The organism is Variovorax sp. Soil_C_39, assembly GCF_057656815.1.
In genome coordinates this window covers 85,700-102,715 of record NZ_JBDGJQ010000009.1, presented here as the reverse complement: position 1 = coordinate 102,715, position 17,016 = coordinate 85,700, and the positions used below count along the sequence as shown (strand labels likewise).

The 17,016-nt window shown below is 70.2% G+C and carries 19 protein-coding genes; 11 read left to right on the top strand and 8 right to left on the bottom strand.

Annotated features, from left to right (window positions below):
* Positions 1-28: 28 nt before the first annotated feature.
* Positions 29-826 (bottom strand): AraC family transcriptional regulator, encoded by a 798-nt coding sequence (locus AC3A6J_RS21345; protein ID WP_487861993.1) that lies wholly within the window; start codon positions 824-826, stop codon positions 29-31.
* An 83-nt stretch (positions 827-909) separates the two neighbouring features.
* On the opposite strand from AC3A6J_RS21345, the gene AC3A6J_RS21340 reads away from it, so the two are divergent.
* Entirely contained in the window at positions 910-1,443 is a 534-nt protein-coding gene (locus AC3A6J_RS21340; RefSeq protein ID WP_487861992.1) for a peroxiredoxin-like family protein, read from the top strand.
* Positions 1,444-1,447: 4 nt separating this feature from the next.
* Here the strand turns inward: AC3A6J_RS21340 and AC3A6J_RS21335 are convergent, their stop codons facing one another.
* Positions 1,448-2,077: a TetR/AcrR family transcriptional regulator gene (locus AC3A6J_RS21335; RefSeq protein ID WP_487861991.1), complete on the bottom strand. Its 630-nt coding sequence runs from the start codon at positions 2,075-2,077 to the stop codon at positions 1,448-1,450.
* Between the two features lie 135 nt (positions 2,078-2,212).
* Here AC3A6J_RS21335 and AC3A6J_RS21330 point away from each other — a divergent pair, with 135 nt between their 5' ends.
* Positions 2,213-3,397, top strand: a complete 1,185-nt coding sequence (locus AC3A6J_RS21330; RefSeq protein ID WP_487861990.1) for an MFS transporter — start codon at positions 2,213-2,215, stop codon at positions 3,395-3,397.
* On the opposite strand, the gene AC3A6J_RS21325 is transcribed toward AC3A6J_RS21330, so the two are convergent.
* From AC3A6J_RS21325 to hmpA, 3 genes are all read right to left on the bottom strand, one after another.
* The gene (locus AC3A6J_RS21325) at positions 3,378-3,569 is read right to left on the bottom strand and encodes a hypothetical protein (RefSeq protein WP_487861989.1); all 192 of its coding nucleotides are present in this window, start codon (positions 3,567-3,569) and stop codon (positions 3,378-3,380) included. The two genes, AC3A6J_RS21330 and AC3A6J_RS21325, sit on opposite strands and share 20 nt — an antisense overlap.
* A 15-nt stretch (positions 3,570-3,584) precedes the next feature.
* Positions 3,585-4,148, bottom strand: coding sequence for a type 1 glutamine amidotransferase domain-containing protein (locus tag AC3A6J_RS21320; RefSeq protein ID WP_487861988.1), 564 nt, complete (start codon positions 4,146-4,148; stop codon positions 3,585-3,587).
* Between the two features lie 277 nt (positions 4,149-4,425).
* Entirely contained in the window at positions 4,426-5,625 is a 1,200-nt protein-coding gene (gene hmpA, locus AC3A6J_RS21315) for an NO-inducible flavohemoprotein (RefSeq protein WP_487861987.1), read from the bottom strand.
* 139 nt (positions 5,626-5,764) lie between these two features.
* Here hmpA and norR point away from each other — a divergent pair, with 139 nt between their 5' ends.
* From norR to AC3A6J_RS21300, 3 genes are all read left to right on the top strand, one after another.
* On the top strand, positions 5,765-7,339 hold the full coding sequence (gene norR / locus AC3A6J_RS21310; RefSeq protein WP_487861986.1) for a nitric oxide reductase transcriptional regulator NorR: 1,575 nt from the start codon (positions 5,765-5,767) through the stop codon (positions 7,337-7,339).
* A gap of 149 nt (positions 7,340-7,488) precedes the next feature.
* Positions 7,489-8,307 (top strand): amidohydrolase family protein, encoded by an 819-nt coding sequence (locus tag AC3A6J_RS21305; RefSeq protein WP_487861985.1) that lies wholly within the window; start codon positions 7,489-7,491, stop codon positions 8,305-8,307.
* The gene (locus AC3A6J_RS21300; protein WP_487861984.1) at positions 8,304-9,308 is read left to right on the top strand and encodes a tripartite tricarboxylate transporter substrate binding protein; all 1,005 of its coding nucleotides are present in this window, start codon (positions 8,304-8,306) and stop codon (positions 9,306-9,308) included. The genes AC3A6J_RS21305 and AC3A6J_RS21300 overlap by 4 nt, the downstream gene beginning before the upstream one ends.
* Here AC3A6J_RS21300 and AC3A6J_RS21295 read toward each other — a convergent pair.
* Entirely contained in the window at positions 9,305-10,186 is an 882-nt protein-coding gene (locus tag AC3A6J_RS21295; RefSeq protein WP_487861983.1) for a LysR family transcriptional regulator, read from the bottom strand. The two genes, AC3A6J_RS21300 and AC3A6J_RS21295, sit on opposite strands and share 4 nt — an antisense overlap.
* A gap of 124 nt (positions 10,187-10,310) precedes the next feature.
* Between AC3A6J_RS21295 and AC3A6J_RS21290 the strand changes: the two genes are divergently transcribed.
* From AC3A6J_RS21290 to AC3A6J_RS21275, 4 genes are read left to right on the top strand one after another with little or no spacing between them, the layout of a single operon-like run.
* A complete protein-coding gene (locus tag AC3A6J_RS21290) occupies positions 10,311-11,534 on the top strand; it encodes a helix-turn-helix domain-containing protein (RefSeq protein ID WP_487861982.1) in 1,224 nt (407 codons plus the stop codon).
* A gap of 47 nt (positions 11,535-11,581) precedes the next feature.
* Positions 11,582-12,283 (top strand): NHL repeat-containing protein, encoded by a 702-nt coding sequence (locus AC3A6J_RS21285; RefSeq protein ID WP_487861981.1) that lies wholly within the window; start codon positions 11,582-11,584, stop codon positions 12,281-12,283.
* An 18-nt stretch (positions 12,284-12,301) separates the two neighbouring features.
* Positions 12,302-13,114 (top strand): DUF899 domain-containing protein, encoded by an 813-nt coding sequence (locus AC3A6J_RS21280; RefSeq protein WP_487861980.1) that lies wholly within the window; start codon positions 12,302-12,304, stop codon positions 13,112-13,114.
* A 39-nt stretch (positions 13,115-13,153) separates the two neighbouring features.
* A complete protein-coding gene (locus AC3A6J_RS21275; protein ID WP_487861979.1) occupies positions 13,154-14,395 on the top strand; it encodes an MFS transporter in 1,242 nt (413 codons plus the stop codon).
* A 22-nt stretch (positions 14,396-14,417) separates the two neighbouring features.
* On the opposite strand, the gene AC3A6J_RS21270 is transcribed toward AC3A6J_RS21275, so the two are convergent.
* A complete protein-coding gene (locus AC3A6J_RS21270) occupies positions 14,418-14,840 on the bottom strand; it encodes a universal stress protein (RefSeq protein ID WP_487861978.1) in 423 nt (140 codons plus the stop codon).
* A gap of 289 nt (positions 14,841-15,129) precedes the next feature.
* On the opposite strand from AC3A6J_RS21270, the gene AC3A6J_RS21265 reads away from it, so the two are divergent.
* A complete protein-coding gene (locus AC3A6J_RS21265; RefSeq protein ID WP_487861977.1) occupies positions 15,130-16,152 on the top strand; it encodes a tyrosine-type recombinase/integrase in 1,023 nt (340 codons plus the stop codon).
* Here the strand turns inward: AC3A6J_RS21265 and AC3A6J_RS21260 are convergent, their stop codons facing one another.
* Positions 16,153-16,530 carry a YbaN family protein gene (locus AC3A6J_RS21260; protein WP_487861976.1) on the bottom strand — a complete coding sequence of 126 codons (378 nt, stop codon included), beginning with the start codon at positions 16,528-16,530 and terminating at the stop codon, positions 16,153-16,155. It abuts the gene before it with no gap.
* Positions 16,531-16,647: 117 nt separating this feature from the next.
* On the opposite strand from AC3A6J_RS21260, the gene AC3A6J_RS21255 reads away from it, so the two are divergent.
* Positions 16,648-17,001: a hypothetical protein gene (locus AC3A6J_RS21255; protein ID WP_487861975.1), complete on the top strand. Its 354-nt coding sequence runs from the start codon at positions 16,648-16,650 to the stop codon at positions 16,999-17,001.
* Positions 17,002-17,016: the final 15 nt, after the last annotated feature.

Below are 17,016 nucleotides of genomic sequence, written 5' to 3'. Positions count from 1 at the left end.
AAAGAAAATCTGGAAATAATAGTTTCTGTCAGAAGATGGTCGCCTGCCGCAGCACGTCGGTCGCACGCCCTGCGCGCGCGCTCTTCATCGTGGCCGGCGCATGGCCATAGGCTTTGGAGAATGCGCGCGAGAACGCCTCGGCACTGCCGAAGCCGGTGCGCCGCGCCGCGAGCTTCACGGTATCGCCGGCCATCAGGTAGCGCCTCGCGAGCGCCAGGCGCCATGCGCTCAGGTAGGCCATCGGCGTGGTGCCCACGACGGCACGGAAGGTCGACATGAAGCTGCTGCGGGACATGGCCGCACAGTCCGCGAGTTCGTCGACGGTCCACGCCCGCGCGGGCATGTCGTGGATCGACACCACGGCGCGATGCAGCGATGGATGGGCGAGTGCAGCGAACAGGCCGGGCTTCTGCGTGCCCGCGTCCACCGCGCTGCGCAACACCATCAGCACCAGCACTTCGCCGAGCCGGTTCAGCGCCGCGCTGCGGCCGCAACGGCTTTCGGTGGCCTCGGCCATGAATGCAGTGGCCGTGGCCTGCAGCGAGGGCGCACCGTCGAGCGCGACGCTGATCTCTTCAGGCATGGCGCTCATCAGCGGATTGGCTTCGTTGTCGAAATCCACGGCAGCGGCGACCAACGTGTCGGGCGGCAGCTGCGCGAAGCCGCGGGAGCGCAGGAGCATGCGCGCCGCATGCGCCGGCGAACCCGCGAGCACCAGCGCCGCGGTGCCGGCTTCGGCCGGCGACAGAACCGCCACGCGGAGCTTGAAGACTTCGATGAAGGCCGCAAGCCGGTCGAGCTTCGGCGGGTTTGGACTTTGGATCATGAAAGACGGACGTTCCATGGCTTCGAGCATGCGATCTTTGGGCAGCCATGGCAATCCTGCCGAAACCCCAAGGAGCTCCCACCATGTTGATCCCACGCCAACAGGCGCCCGAACTCACCGTCGAGACGCTCGATGCCGGCCGCTTTCGCCTGGCCGACGAAACCCCCGAGCGCATGACGCTCGTGTGCTTCTATCGCGGGCTGCACTGCCCGATCTGCGCCACCTACCTGAAGGAGCTGGAGCGGCTCACGCCCGCCTTTGCCGAGCGCGGCGTGCGAGCCATCGCGATCAGTTCCGATACCGAGGATCGCGCACGTGCCATGGCCGAGAAGATCGGCGCGCAGGCGCTGCGCATCGGTTATTGCCTGCCGCTGGCCGACGCACGCGCATGGGGCCTGTACGTGTCGGCCTCGCGCGGCAAGACTTCGATCGGCATCGAGGAGCCCGCGCTGTTCTCCGAGCCGGGGCTGTTCCTCGTGAAGCCCGACAACAGCCTCTACTATCTGTCGGTCCAGTCGATGCCGTTCGTGCGGCCCGCGTTCGCGGAGATGGTGCAGGCGCTGGATTTCGTCATCAAGAACGACTACCCGGCGCGCGGCGAGCAGGTGCCCGCGTAACGCGTCATTCGCCGGTCGTGCGGGTCGCCTTCCCCGCCAGATGGCCGTCGAGCAGTATGCGTTCGGTCATCGTCCGTGCGCCCCGCAACAGCCGGTCGTCGCCGTCGATGCCGCGGTGGGCGATGGCGCCTTCGAGCAGCAGGAAGATCAGGTCCGCCGCCGTGTCGGCCTCACCGATCTCGGGGTGATCGGCGCGGATCAGTGCCGCAAGGTGGCGCCGTACGGCCTGCTTGTGTGCACGGATCACGCGGTGGCCAGGGTGGTCGGCAGGCAGTTCCCCGGCGGCGTTGATGAATCCGCAGCCGCGGTCGGAGGACTCCGTGTCCTCGGCGTACGACGCCCAGACGGCGAGCACCCGCGAGCCCTTCGACTCGGCGAGGCGCCGCTCCATGCGCTCCCACCACCGCTGATGCCGCGCCTGGAGATACGCCTCGACCAGCCCCTCCTTCGAGCCAAACCGGTCGTACAGCGTGCGCTTGGTGATGCCTGATTCGGCGGCGATGGTGTCGACCCCGACTGCGTGGATGCCGCACCGGTAGAACAGATCGGAGGCGACCTCCAGGATGCGCTGCGCCCCGGCCGTCAGTGCGGGTGTCCGCAGCACGCCGTCAGGATCATGGTCCGGCTTCATCATGGTTCTCTCTTTCGCCATGGCTTTCCTCCCTTGTTCGATTGACTTCACAGACCAGTATAGATAACCTCGAGTGGTTTACAGACCTGTGAGATTGGAGCAAAAATGGCGGATCGATGCCTGGAACCGGAACAAGCCGTGGCGGCGCTGCCCGCTCGGCGTCATGACCTTCAGCTCATGGGGGCCGGCGTGTTGCTGATCGCCGTGTGCTACGGCCTGGCTCGATACGCCTACGGCTTCTTCGTGCCGGTCTTTCGGGCCGAGTTCGGCCTCGATGGCGCGACCGTGGGCCTGATCGCCGCTGGTTCGTACGCGGCCTATTGCGTCGCGATCGTCCTGGCCACGATGCTGACGCCGCGCGTCGGCGCCCGTCCCGTGGCCGTGGCCGCCGGCTGTCTCGCGGTCGGCGGCGTTCTCATGGTGGCTTTGGCCCCGAACACCCTGGTGCTCGCAGCGGGCGTGCTCATTGCCGGATCGAGCACAGGCGTGGCCTCGCCTCCGCTGGCCGATGCGGTCGCGCGCACGATGAATACCAACGCGCGCGACCGGATGCAGACGGTGATCAATGCGGCGGCCGGCCTTGGCTTGGCCGTTGCCGGCGCGATCGCGTTGCTCACCCAGGCGCATTGGCGAAATGCGTGGATGTCCTTCGCGGTCGTCGGCACGGCGTCCGTCCTATGGGTTGCGTTCGCCGTCCCCGAAGCAACGCATCGAACGGTGGGCCGGGGTCCGACGAGCGGGCTGCTGCCAAGGCCGCTGCTGCCTGCCGGCGCCGGCCGGCTGATGGCCGCCGCCGCGCTGCTGGGCGTGGCCAGCAGCGCAGTATGGACGTTCGGCCGCGATGTGCTGGTCACCATCGGCGGGATGGGCGAATGGGCATCGACCATCGCCTGGATACTTCTTGGCGGTGCGGGCCTGCTCGGCGCCACCGCCGGTGACTTGGCACGCCGCTTCGGCATTGCGACAGGATGGGTCGCGGGCATGCTGGCACTGGGCGTCGCGACCCTCCTGCTGGCCGCATTCCCGAGCGTCAATGTGGCGGCATGGCTCAGCGCGGCGGTGTTCGGTGCCGTCTACATGATCGTGACGGGGCTGCTGCTGATCTGGGGAACCCAGGTGTACGCCTCTGCGCCCGGCGCCGGCGTCGGACTCGCGTTCCTTGCGCTGTCGCTCGGCCAGGGCGTGGCCGCCCCGCTGATCGGCGGCCTTCTGGAGGGATGGGGCCCACGGCCCGCATTCGCGGCAGCCGCGGCCGTGGCATTCGTCGCGACGCTCGCCCGGCCAAATCGTCGCGCGAGGCACGTCACTGCACGAAGGGCCTGATCTTTTCCAGGAACACCCTGTGCCGCGCCTCGAGTTCGTCGAGGTCGCGCCGCAGCGCCGCCTTATCGAACGGCTCGCCGGCCGCGATCGCGGTCATCCAGCGGTCGTGCTTGTCGCGCTCGCCACGCCAGGTTTCGTAGGCGACGCGGAGTTCGTCCCACTGCACCGTCATGCGTCACCCCCTCATTCATGCATGCGCCAACGCGTCCGCGAAGAGGCGGACCATCTCCCGGTCGAAGGCCGGCAGATCCTGCGGCTTGCGGCTGGTGATCAGGTTGCCGTCGACCACCACTTCTCGGTCGACCCATTTCGCGCCGGCGTTCGTCAGGTCGGTGCGCAGCGACGGCCACGAGGTCAGCGTGCGGCCGCGGACCGCATCGGCCTCGATCAGCGTCCAGGGGCCGTGGCAGATCGCGGCGATCGGCTTGCCGGCGTTCACGAAGTCGCGCACGAAGGCGATGGCCGCCTCCTCGATGCGCAGCGCATCGGGGTTCATCACGCCGCCGGGCAGCAGCAGCGCATCGAACTCGTGCGCGGCCGCCTGCGACAGCGGGGTGTCGACGTTGAACTCGTCGGCCTGCTTGTGGTGCTTCCAGCCGCGCACGACGGTGTCCTTCGGCGACACGATCAAGGTCGCCGCGCCCGCTGCCTCGAGCGCCTTGCGCGGCTCGGTCATCTCGGCCTGCTCGAAGCCGTCGGTCACGAGGATGGCGACCTTGGCGCCGTCGAGCAGGGTCTTGTTGCTGGTCATCGGTGCTCCTTTTCTCGTTCAAAAAAGGGATGTGGCGGGCTTTTCACACCATGCGCTCGCCCAGGAGACTGGCTCGTTGGGTCTGCCTGCCGGTGTGTCGGGTCTGGTGCGCATCGTGCTCGCTGGTTGCTTTGAAGCACCGTTCGGCATCCGCCCCGAGGAGCGCGCCACATCGAGAGACCAGACTGCAATGCCTGCGCGACGCGGTGTGTCAGCGGGACGCCGAAGCGCTGTAGGAAATGCACCCACGAAAGCGCCCACACGGGCGCGTTCGCGTTCAGCCTTCCAGCGCCTCCAGCGGCCCGAAGAACTCGTAGCGCAGCTGCTGCTTCGGCACGCCGAGCGCGAGCCCGTGCGCATAGACCGCCTTCATGAATGGCTTGGGGCCGAGGAAGTACAGGTCGACGTCGCGGTCCTCGGGCAGCGCCTGGGCGATCAGTTCGCGCGTGACGAAGCCGGTCGCATGCGGCTGGTCGACGGCGCGCGGCGCATCGTAGACGTAGAGCGCCTTCACGTTGCGGTGCCGCGCCGCGAGCGCATCGACGCGCGCGCGGAACGCATGCGCACCGCCGTGCCGCGCCGCGTGGATGAAATGCACCGGCCGCCCCGTGTGCGCCACCGCTTCGAGCATGCTCATCGCGGGCGTGATGCCCACGCCGCCCGTCACGAGCACCAGCGGGCGCGCCGCCGATTCGCCGCCCGCGGCCGCGGCGGGCTGCAGCACGAAGTCGCCGCAGGGCGCCTGCACCTGCAGCAGCGTGCCGACGGTGGCCGACGCATGGAGCCAGTTCGAGGCGCGCCCGCCCTCTTCCTTCTTCACGCTGATGCGGTAGAACGGCTTGCCCGGCGCGTCGGACAGCGAGTAGTTGCGCCGCAGCGGCTCGCCGTCGATCGCGAGCACCAGCGTGAGGTACTGCCCCGGCGTGAACGCGAGCAGCGGCCCGCCGTCGGTGGGCTCGAGGTAGAACGACGTGATGATGTCGCTCTCGTCCTCGCGCCGGGCCACCCGAAATTCGCGCGTGCCGCGCCAGCCGCCAGGCTGCGCGGCGTTGGCGCGGTAGACCTCTTCCTCCGCGCCGATCAGCAGCGCCGCGAGCGACTGATAGGCCTCGCCCCAGGCCGCGATGATGTCGTCGGTCGCGGCCTCGCCGAGCACGTCCCTGATGGCCTGCAGCAGGCAGGCGCCCACGACCGGATAGTGCTCGGGCAGCACGCCGAGCGCGGCATGCTTCTGGATGATGCGTGGCAATGCGCCCGCGATCTCTTCGAGGCGGTCGATGTGCTGCGCATAGGCGAGCACCGCACCCGCCAGCGCGCGCGCCTGGCTGCCCTGGGCCTGGTGCGCCTCGTTGAAGAAGGCCTTCACCTCGGGATGGCGATCGAACATGAGCCGGTAGAAGTGGCGGGTGATCGCCTCGCCGTGCGCCTGGAGCGCGGGCACGGTGGCCTTGACAATGGCAATGGTCTGGGGGTTCATCTGAGTGTCCTTCGAACATGGTGACGGATGCCTGTGCACTCTCACGTTGCGTGCCAGCCAGCGGGCGCTCGCAAGTGCCTGCCGCTGTTGGGGATTCTCCAGGCGTGGTCAAATTCGCAACAAACAGGACGTTGTGTAAATGACCACAGAAAGTGTCGAATCGACCACAAACCCCGCTACGGAAGGCCAGCGCTTCCGTGCGCTGCTGGCCGCAGCGCGCGGGCTCGTGCGCTGCGATGCGGCGGCGCTGCTGCGGCTTGAAGGCGAGGTGCTGCGTCCGCTCGCGGTCGACGGGCTCAGCGACGAGACGCTCGGGCGCCAGTTCCCGGTGGCGGCGCATCCGCGCTTTGCGCGCCTGCTCGAGAGCGGGCGCGGCCTGCGCTTTGCGCACGACTGCGGCCTGCCCGATCCGTACGACGGCCTCGTCGCCGGGCAGCCGACGCTGCTGCCGGTGCACGACTGCATGGGCGCGCCGCTCAGGTTGCGCGGCGAGGTGTGGGGCCTGCTCACGCTCGACGCACTCGACCCGGGCACCTTCGAGGCGGTGAGCCCGGCGCAGCTCGACGCGTTGGTCGCGCTGGTCGAGACCGGCATCGAAGCCGCGCAGACCATCGAGGACATGGCGGCGCGTGCCATGCGCGAGCAGGCCGTGGTGCAGGCATTGCGCGCGGGCCGCGGCGCGCCGCGCGAACTGCTCGGCAACAGCCCCGCGATGAAGCAGCTCTGCAGCGAGATCGACACCGTCGCCGTATCGGACCTGACCGTGCTGCTGCTCGGCGAGACCGGCGTCGGCAAGGACCTGGTCGCGCAGCGCCTGCATGCCCGCTCGCGGCGCCACGATGCGCCACTGGTGCAGGTGAACTGCGCGGCGCTGCCCGAGTCGCTGGCCGACAGCGAGCTGTTCGGCCACAAGCGCGGCGCCTTCACCGGCGCGGTGCAGGACCGCAGCGGAAAGTTCGAGCTCGCCGACGGCGGCACCCTGTTTCTCGACGAGGTCGGCGAGCTGCCGCTCGGCGTGCAGGCCAAGCTGCTGCGCGTGCTGCAAAGCGGCGAGGTGCAGCGCCCCGGCAGCGACCGGACGCTCAAGGTCGACGTGCGCGTGATCGCGGCCACCAACCGCGACCTGCCTGCCGCCATCGCGCAGGGCCGCTTCCGCGCCGACCTCTACCACCGGCTCTCGGTGTACCCGCTGGTGGTGCCGCCGCTGCGAGCGCGCGGGCGCGACGTGGTGGCGCTGGCCGGCGGCTTCCTCGAGGAGAACCAGCACCGCCTGGGTGCGCGCAACCTGCGGCTGTCGCCGGCCTCGAAGGCCGCCCTGCTCGCGCACCGCTGGCCCGGCAATGTGCGCGAGCTCGAGCATGTGATCAGCCGCGCGTCGCTCAGGGCCTTCACCGAGCCGCGCCGCGGCGCGCGCTGGACGGCGATCGAGCCGCACCACCTTGCGCTCGATGCGGCCGCGGTGACGGCCGGCGCGGCGGCAGCGCCGGCTGCTGCGGCCGAGCCTCCAGCGGTCGTCACTCCATCCACCGCCGCGGTACCTGCCGGCGGCACGCTGCGCGAAGCCACCGAAGCCTTCCAGCGCGCCTGGCTCGTCGAGGTGCTGGCACGGCACCGCGGCCAAGTGGCCGATGCGGCGCGCGAGGCCGGCATGGACCGCAGCAACTTCCACCGCGCGCTGCGCAAGCTCGGGGTGGCGCGGGCCGAAGCGCCCTAACGCCATAAGCCGCGCTTATGAAAAACGAACCAGCGCGCTGATTCCGCACCTGCGCAACGTTGCAGATACTGGCGCCTCTTCACTTCGAGAGGCCCGCCCTGCGCCCATCCGATCGCCACCTGCAGTCCCCGCCGTCCGCGTCGTCGCAATTGCGCGCTATCGACAGCCATGCGCATGTCTTTCTCGGCAGCCTGCCGTTCTCGCCGCAGGCGCGGCATGCACCCGACTACGACGCCACGTTGGACGCGTACCTGGGCCTGCTCGCTGCACATGGTGTCTCGCACGCCGTGCTGGTGCAGCCGAGCTTTCTCGGCACCGACAACGGCTTCATGCTCGACGCGCTGCGCGCCCATCCGGCGCGGCTGCGCGGCGTGGCGGTGGTGGCGCCCGAGACGCCGTTCGCGCCACTTGCCGCGCTCGCCGAAGCGGGCGTCTGCGGCATCCGGCTCAACCTCGTCGGGCTGCCGCTGCCCGATCTTTCGCAGCCCGCGTGGCAGGCACTTCTGTCGCATGTGCGCCGGCTCGGCTGGCATGTCGAGTTGCACCGCGAATCGCGCGACCTGCCGGCCGTCGGGCGGCAAGTGCTCGACGCCGGTTGCAGGCTGGTCGTCGACCACTTCGGCCGCCCGCATGGCGACATCGCGGCGGACAGTGGGTTCGCGTGGCTGCTTGGCGCCGCAGCGGGCGGGCGCACCTGGGTCAAGCTGTCGGCGGCTTACCGCAACTGGCCCGAGCCGCTCGGCGCCGAGGCCTGCGCCGCAGCCCAGGCCCTGCACACAGCCTTCGGGCCCGACCGGCTGCTCTGGGGCAGCGACTGGCCGCACACCCAGCACCGCGAGCAAACGAGCTACGCACACACGCGCGCCGCACTCGACACATGGATTCCCGACGCCGAAGCCCGACGCCGCATCCTGGTCGACACGCCGGCCGCTCTTTTCGGTTTTTCAACGGAGGCAATGAGCACATGAACACGACAACGAAGAACGACCCGGCGCGGCTGCGCGCCTGGCTACCCGCCGCCTGCATCGGCGCCGCGCTGGCACTCGCGGGCCTGAATGCCGCGGCCCAGGCGTGGCCCGCCAAGCCCGTGAAAGTGGTCGTGAGCTATCCGCCGGGCGGCACCGTCGACGCCGTCGCACGGGTGCTCGCGCCGCGTCTTTCGGCGCGCCTTGGCCAGCCGGTCGTGATCGACAACCGCGGCGGCGCGGGCGGTGCGATCGGCGGCGACGTTGTCGCCAAGAGTGCGGCCGACGGCTACACCGTCCTGCTCGACGCCTCGAACCATTCGCAGAACCCCGCGCTGCGCAGCAAGATGCCGTTCGACACGCTGCGCGACCTGGTGCCGGTGTCGCTGCTGGTGCGCGTGCCGAATGTGCTTGTGGCCAATCCTGCGACGTCGATCACGAGCGTGAAGGACCTCGTGGCGCAAGCCAAGGCCAGGCCCGATCACATCAACTACGCCTCGTCGGGCAATGGCTCGGCGCAGCATCTCGCGGCCGAGCTGTTCAGCGCCATGGCGGGCGTGCGCATGACGCACGTGGCCTACAAGGGCGGCGGCCCGGCGCTCGCCGACGTGATGGCCGGCCAGGTGCCGGTGTTCTTCGGGAGCCTGGCATCGAGCCTGCCCTACATCCAGTCCGGCAAGCTTCGCGCGGTGGCGGTCACCGGCAAGGCGCGCGCGCCGGTGCTGCCGCAGATCCCGACAGTGGCCGAGTCGCAGGGGCTCGCGGGCTACGAGGTCTACGAATGGAACGGTGTGTTTGCTCCGGCGGGCACGCCCGCGCCGGTGATCGACCGGCTCTCCAAGGCGCTGGCCGCGGTGCTGCGCGAGCCCGAGATGCGCGCGCGGCTCGAAGCGATGGGCGCCGAGGTCATCGGCTCCACGCCGGCCGAACTCGACACCTTCCGCCGCGCCGAGATCGAGAAGTGGACGCAGGTGGCGAAGAGCAACAAGATCGAACTCGATTAGGGCGTGAGCATCTGCGCGAACGCATCCGCGAAGGTCGGCCGCGACTTCGCGAGCCACATCGCCGACAGCTCGAAAGGCGGCAGCCCCGCGCCGTCGCGCACCTCGGCATAGCGCACGCCGTCGTGGCGCAGCGCGCGCACCGAGCTCGGCAGCAGCGACCAGCCCAGCCCCGCCGCCACGCACGAGAGCACGGTGAGGGTGCGGTTGGCGTCCTGCACCACGCGCACCTCCTGGCCGGCGGCACGAAAGGCCGCGAGCATCTGCGTGCGCAGCGCCGACATCTGCTGGGTAGGAAACCACACGAGGCCCTGCGCGGCGATGTCGGCGAGATCGACGCAGCCATCGGGCGGCAGCGCGTAGCCTGCAGGCAGGGCCGCCACCAGCCGCTCTTCGCCGAGCCGCCGTTCGTGCACGCGCGCCTTCACGGCCACGGGCGGATGCAGCAGCGCCACGTCGATGCGGCCTCCTTCGAGCGCGTCGACCTGCTCGGCATTGCTCATCTCGCGCAGCGACACGTCGAGCTGCGGATAGGCATCGCGCAGGCGCCGCAGCGCACGCGGCAGCACCTCGTAGACCGCATGGGTGACGAAGCCGATGGTCAGCCGGCCCGCGCGGCCAGCCCCCATCGCGCGGATGCGCTCGGCGGCAGCGTCGCCGTAGGCCAGGCTCGCGCGCACGTCGTCGAGCACTGCGTGGCCCGCATCGGTGAGCGTGGCGCCGCGGCGCGTGCGCGTGAAGAGCTTGATGCCCATTTCGCGTTCGAGCCGGTTCAGCGTCTGCGTGAGGGCGGGCTGTGCCAGGCCCAGTGTCTCGGCCGCGCGGGTCAGGCTGCCGGCCTCGGCAATGGCCACGATACAGCGCATCTGCCGGGTTTCCATGCGGGCATTCTAGGGATGCCGTCCTCCCATTACAGTCCGGGCACGGCGGCGCAGTGCGCGGCCCTTCGAGCAAGAGGCGCATGGACAACATCGAACACCCGACTACGACGACGGACCCGGCGGCATGGATTCACTGATCGCCGCCTCGGCGCGCGCGCTGGCCGCTGGTGATGCGCTCGGCGCGCTCAAGCGCGTGGCGCTGCGCGACGATCCGCCGGCGCTTGCGCTGCGCGGCATCGCGATGGCGCAGCTCGGCGAGCTGTCGCGGGCGCGCGAACTGCTGCGGCTGGCGGCGCGCGGCTTCGGCGCCCATGAGGAACTCGCGCGCGCCCGCTGCGTGGTGGCCGAGGCCGAAGTGGCGCTGGCCACACGCGACATTGGCGATTCACCACGGGGGCTCGCGCAGGCGGCGGCCACGCTCGAAGCGCACGGCGATGCGGCCAATGCGCTGCAGGCGCGGCTCATCGCGGCGCGTCGGCTCTTGCTGCTGGGCCGGCTCAACCAAGCCGCGGAGGCGCTCGCGCGGTTCGTGGATGCGAAGGGGCTTTCGCCGTCGCTCGCGGCGGTGGCAGCGCTCGCAGAGGCCGAGCTCGCGCTACGCTCGCTGCGCGTGGAGGCAGCGCGGGCGGCGCTTGCGCGGGCCCGCGAGGCGGCCGACCGTGCGGGCGTGCCTGCGTTGCGCGCCGAAGTGGCCGAGGCGCAGGCCGTGCTTGAGCGGCCTGCCGCGCGGCGTCTCGCTGCGGGCGGCGAGCAGGCGTTGCGCCTCGACGAGGTCGCGGCGCTGCTGGCATCGGACGCGCTGGTGGTCGATGCCTGCCGCCGCGGCGTCGGTGCCGGCGGGCGATGGCGGTCGCTGGCGCGCCGTCCGGTGCTGTTCGCGCTCACGCGGGCGCTGGCCGAGGCCTGGCCTGCCGACATCGACCGCGAAGCGCTGATCGCGCATGCCTTTCGCATGCGCCTCCCCGACGAGACGCACCGCGCGCGGCTGCGCGTCGAGATCGGGCGCTTGCGTGCGCTCGTGGCGCCGCTCGCGGCCATCGAGGCCACCGCGCGCGGCTTCGTGCTCCATCCGCATGGCGAGCGTGCGGTGGCTGTGCTCGCGCCGCCCATCGATGGCGACCAGGGTGCGCTGGTGGCCCTGCTGTCCGACGGGGCGGCGTGGTCGACCTCGGCGCTCGCGCTCGCGCTCGGCGCGAGCCAGCGCACGGTGCAGCGCGCGCTCGCCGAACTCGAGGCCGAAGGCCGTGTGCGCTCCATCGGCCAGACGCGCTCGCGCCGCTGGCTCGCGCCGTCGCTCGCGGGATTCACGACGATCTTGTTACTCCCCGCTGCGCTGCCGATTGAATAGAGTGGCTCCAGGGCGTCGAACCGGCGCGCACATCAAAGGAGTCAGCAATGAGCAGCAAGACCACCAAGACGGCGACGAGCGGCAGCAGCCACCGCGGCGCCGAACCCACCACGCAGCCCGCCGAGATCGTGCGCGAGTACGGCCCCTTCGAACCCGCGACCTCCGTGGGCGGCGTGACGCACGACGGGCGGCATGTCTGGGCCGCGATCGGCGCGAAACTCGTCGCCTTCGACCCCGCCAGCGGTGAATCGGCGCGCGCCTTCGACCGCGCCGCCGACGCCGGTACCGCGTTCGACGGCACGCACCTCTACCAGATCGCCGAAGCGCGCATCGACAAGATCGATCCCGCCACGGGCCGGGTGCTGGCCTCGATCCCCTCGCCTGGCGCCGGCAGCGATTCGGGGCTCACCTGGGCCGAAGGCAGCCTCTGGGTCGGCCAGTACCGCGACCGCAAGATCCACCAGATCGACCCCGCCACCGGCGCGGTGAAGCGGACCATCGAATGCACGCGCTTCGTGACCGGCGTGACCTGGGTCGACGGCGAGCTGTGGCACGGCACCTGGGAAGGCGACGAAAGCGACCTGCGTCGCATCGATCCGCAGAGCGGCGCGGTGCTCGCGCGGCTCGAGATGCCGCAGGGCACCGGCGTCAGCGGGCTCGAATCGGACGGCGCCGATCTCTTCTACTGCGGCGGCGGCGCGAGCGGCAAGGTCCGCGCGGTGCGCCGGCCCAAGGCCGTGCGCGCCTGAGGCGAAGGAGCACAGACCATGGACACCGAAGCCGTCTTTGAAGCCGTTTCCGAAGCGGACATCACGAACCATCCGGTCGTTTCCACCGAACAGTGGCTCGCCGCGCGCAAGAAGCTCATGGCGCGCGAGCGCGAGCTCACGCACCTGCGCGACCAGGTCGCAAGCGAGCGCCGCGCCCTGCCCTGGCGGCGCGTCGACAAGGCCTATGTCTTCGACACGCCGGAGGGGCCGCGCCGCCTTGCCGACCTGTTCGACGGCCGGCGCCAACTGCTGGTGCAGCACTTCATGTTCGGCCCGGGCTGGGCGCAGGGTTGCCCGAGCTGCTCGTTCATGGCCGACCACACCGACGGTATGAACGTGCACCTGGCGCAGCGCGACATCCGTTTCGTGGCGATCTCGCGTGCACCGCTGGCGGAGATCGAGCACTTCCGCCAGCGCATGGGCTGGCAGTTCAGCTGGGTGTCTTCGCACGGAAGCGACTTCAACCACGACTTCCACGTGAGCTTCGCGCCCGTGGACGTGGCCAAGGGCGAGGTCTACTACAACTATGCGGTGCGGCCCTTCCCGTCGGACGAGGCGCCGGGCCTCAGCGTGTTCTACCGCAACGACGCGGGCGAGGTGTTCCACACCTATTCGACCTACGGGCGTGGCGTGGAAGTGATGATGGGCGCCTACCAGATGATGGACCTCGTGCCCCGGGGCCGCGGCGAACGCGACGTGCCGCACAAGATGGAATGGCTGCGGCACCACGACCGCTACGAGGCCGCGCCGGCGGCGGCGGCGGCGGCGCCCTGCCCCGGATGCATTCGGGACGGAATCCATTTAAAGTAAACCTACTGGTTCACTTTCAACTTTTTTGGAACAAGACCCATGAACGATCCCGCAAGCCGGCGCGCCGTCGCCGCGATCGACACCAACTGGTCCATCGTTGCCGCAGGCGCGCTGATGACATGCGTCGCCATCGGCGTGGTGTTCTCGCTCGCGGTGTTCCTCGAGCCGATGAGCGCGGCCACCGGTTGGTCGCGCGGGGGCATTTCGACCGCCATGACCTTCGCCTTCCTGAGCATGGGCGTGGCCGGCTTCGGCTGGGGCGCGCTGAGCGACCGCTACGGTCCGCGCGTGGTGGTGCTCGCGGGCACGCTGCTGCTCGGCCTGGCGACCGTGCTTGCGAGCCGCGCGAGTTCGCTGCTCGAGTTCCAGCTGATGTTCGGCGTGCTCATGGGCATTGCGGCCGGCAGCTTCTTCGCGCCGGTGATCTCGACCACCGCGTCGTGGTTCGAACGCCACCGCAGCCTCGCGGTCTCGCTCGTGTCGGCCGGCATGGGCGTGGCACCGATGACCATCGCGCCGCTGGCCGCCTGGCTCGTGACCCGCTACGACTGGCGCATGGCCCAGCTGATCATCGGCATCGGCGCCTGGGTGCTGCTGCTGCCCGCGGTCTGGTTCATTCGCGCGGCGCCGGGCACCGGCAGCGCGGCCGGCGCGGGTGCCGTCGCCCCGGCGCCGGCCATGCCGGTCGGCCAGGCGCTGCGCTCGCGTGCCTTCCTCGTGCTCGGCATCACCTTCTTCGCCTGCTGCGCGGCGCACTCGGGCCCGATCTTCCACACCGTGAGCTATGCCATCGGCTGCGGCCTGCCGACCTTCGCGGCCGTGACGATCTACAGCATGGAAGGCGCGGCCGGCCTCGGCGGACGCCTCATCTTCGGCGTGCTGGCCGACAGGCTCGGCGCCAAGCGAGTGCTCGTCGCAGGGCTCTTGATCCAGGCCTTCGCTGCCGCGAGCTACCTGATGGTCAGCCAGCTCGGCGGCTTCTATGCGGTGGCGATCGTCTTCGGGCTCGCCTATGGCGGCGTGATGCCGCTCTATGCGGTGCTGGCGCGCGACTACTTCGGCCCGCGCATCCTCGGCACCGTGCTCGGCGCGGCGACGATGCTCTCGAGCCTGGGCATGGCGCTCGGGCCGGTGCTCGGCGGCTGGCTGTTCGACCGCTACGGCAGCTACACGTGGATGTACATCGGCTCGATGGCCGTTGGTCTCGGTGCGGTTGCGATCGCGCTCACCTTTCCGCGCACGACGCCGCAGGCGGCGCCGCGGCTGCAGCCGGCGGGCTGAGCCAATCGGCGTAGCGCAGGGCTCAGCGCACCAGAAGCACGGGCACCGTGCAGCGCGCCAGCACCTTCATGGTCACCGAGCCGAGCACGAGGTTGGCCACGGCGCCATGGCCGCGCGAGCCCATGATCAGCAGATCGAACTTGCCGTCGTCGGCAAAGGCGGCGATTTCGTCCGCCGGGTGCCCCACCTTGTACGCAGAGACGGCCTCGATGTCGTAGCTGGCGAGCGTTGCCAGCACCGGGCTCAGGACGGCGCTGGCTTCCTCTTCGTAGTAGCCGTGCACCAGCTCGGAACCCGCGAAGGCGGCGGCGCGGTGCGGAACCGGCAGCACGACCGTGAAGACGGTGAATGAATGGCCGGCACGCGACCATTCTTCGTGCGTGCTGAGATGGTCGAGCATGCGGGCGGTGTAGCTGCTGCCGTCCACGGCGAGAAGGATCTTCATGGATGTCCTTTGTGGGGGTTGGATGGCTGGATGGTCGGGCGAAGTGCGCAGCAGCGGCTTGCGCCAGATCAATGTCGCGGATCCCGCCATTTCCGCTGCGGCGCGGGCAAGTGGATGCCGTCCTTTGAGCGCAGCGCGCCACCGGACGAAATACACTAACGGCAAACGCGCTACATCCAACACTCGCTTTTTTCGAAGCCCTGCCGATCACCCCCAGTGCACAGCAAACTCCGACCTGCAGCCGCAAAAAACTACACGTCCTCTTTCGGTCGCCGTTAGCGTATTTTTTATGTCGTCCCTTCCACTGTTCCCCGAGCCCGCCGGCGATTCGCACCAGGCCGCCTTCGATGGCTGGCTTGCGGCCCAGCAGGCCAACGGCGCGCTGCGGCTTCCTTCGTCGGTCGCGGTCTACCGCGACATGTGGGGCAGCTTCACTGTCTGGTGCCTCGGCCAGTCGCCGGCGGTGACGCTGGCCTCGCTCGACCGCGGCGACCTGGCGGCGTTCCAGCAGGCGCGCTTCGGCATGAAGAGCGCCGACCTGTCGCTCTCGCCGCGCTATGCGCTTCGGCTGCTGCGCCTGATCGACCGCGTGCTCCGGCACCATGCCGAGGCGACCGGCCAGCGGGCGAACACCGCCGCCGCCGATTGGCTCGCGGAGCAGCCGACCGTGCGCTACGCCGATTCGGCGCGCGCCGATCCGCTGCCCGAGTTCCTCTCGCTCGCCGAGGCGAAGCAGCTCATCACCTGGCTTTCGAGCGCCCGCCCGCGGCCCGGCAGCACGGGCACGCGGCATGCGCAAAGCGCGCTGAGCTGGCAGGCACTGCGCAACCGCGTGGCCGTGGCCCTGCAGCTCGGCGCAGGGCTCGCGCCTGGCGACGTGCGCGTGCTGCGGCTCGATGCGCCGAGCTCGCAGATCGCGGGCCGCCGCGACCGGCCCTGGAAGCTCGCGGTGCCCGGCAACGGCAACTCGCCGGCGCGCGAGGCGCCGGTCGCGCCCTGGGCCGGCGAACTGCTCCAGCACTGGCTGCAAGTGCGTGCCGAAACCGGGATCGCGGGCGACTTCCTGTTTCCGGCCACGCGCACCGGCAAACCCTGGAGCAAAGAGGCGCAGTACGTCGCCGCCAGGCAGGTGCTCGAAGAGGCCGGGATCGAAGCGGTCGGCGGCGGCTCGTTCCTGCTGCGCCACACCTTTGCGCTGCGGCAATTGCGCCGCGGGGCGCGGATCGACGAGGTGGCGCGCTGGCTCGGTGTGGAACCAGAGGCGATGGGCAAGTACCAGCGCGTTCTGCAGGGCCCGGCCGACGTGGTGTGATCAGGCCTCGGGCCGTCGCCACAGCCAGAACGCCACCGCCGCCATGACCAGCGGCGCCCCGACCTTCACCGCCAGCGGCGCGCTCGTGGCCAGCAGCACGGCCGCACTCAGGCTCATCATGCCGGTGGCAGCCCATTTCGCGCGGCGCGGCACTGCCCCCGACTGCCGCCAGCGCACGATGTATTCGCCGTAGCGCGGATGCGCGAGCAGCCAGCGTTCCAGCGCCGGCCAGCCATGGCCGGCCGCCCAGGCGGCGGCGAGCAGGAAAGGCACCGTCGGCAGCACCGGAAGGAACACGCCGATCAGGCCGAGGGCCAGCAGCACCAGTGCGAGCAAGCGCCAGAGCAGCTTTGCGATGGCCCCATCGAGCCGCCTCAAGACGCGCACCGCCCGGGACGATGTTCCGACGCTATTTTCGACACACACATGGACGCATGGTAAATCGCCCGCGCACTCCAGATGGCCACAGCACGGTTCTCCGACACAATCGGCGCCATGAAGGAGATCGCACCTCTGCTCGACCAGGAGCCAGTCGCCGCTGCCACTGCGCGGCACGGCTCGCTGGCGCACGCCATGGCCCGCCGCGACGTGCAGCTCGACGAGGCCGTGGCCGCGGTGCGTGCCGCTGCCGAAAGCGCGGCGGTCAGTGTCGATGCCCTGATGGGCGTTGCGACGCCGGATGCGCGGCTCAGGCTGGCATTCCTTGCGGCCGCGGAGTTGCCGCAGCGCACGGATTTCGTGAGCGTGGCGCAGCAACTGCAGGACATTGCCCTGCAGTTGCGCGCGATCGAGTCTTCGGTGCGCAAGGCGCTGGAGCGCCAGCGCAAGCAGGCCGAGCGGAAAGGCTGAGGCGAACGCTGCGTG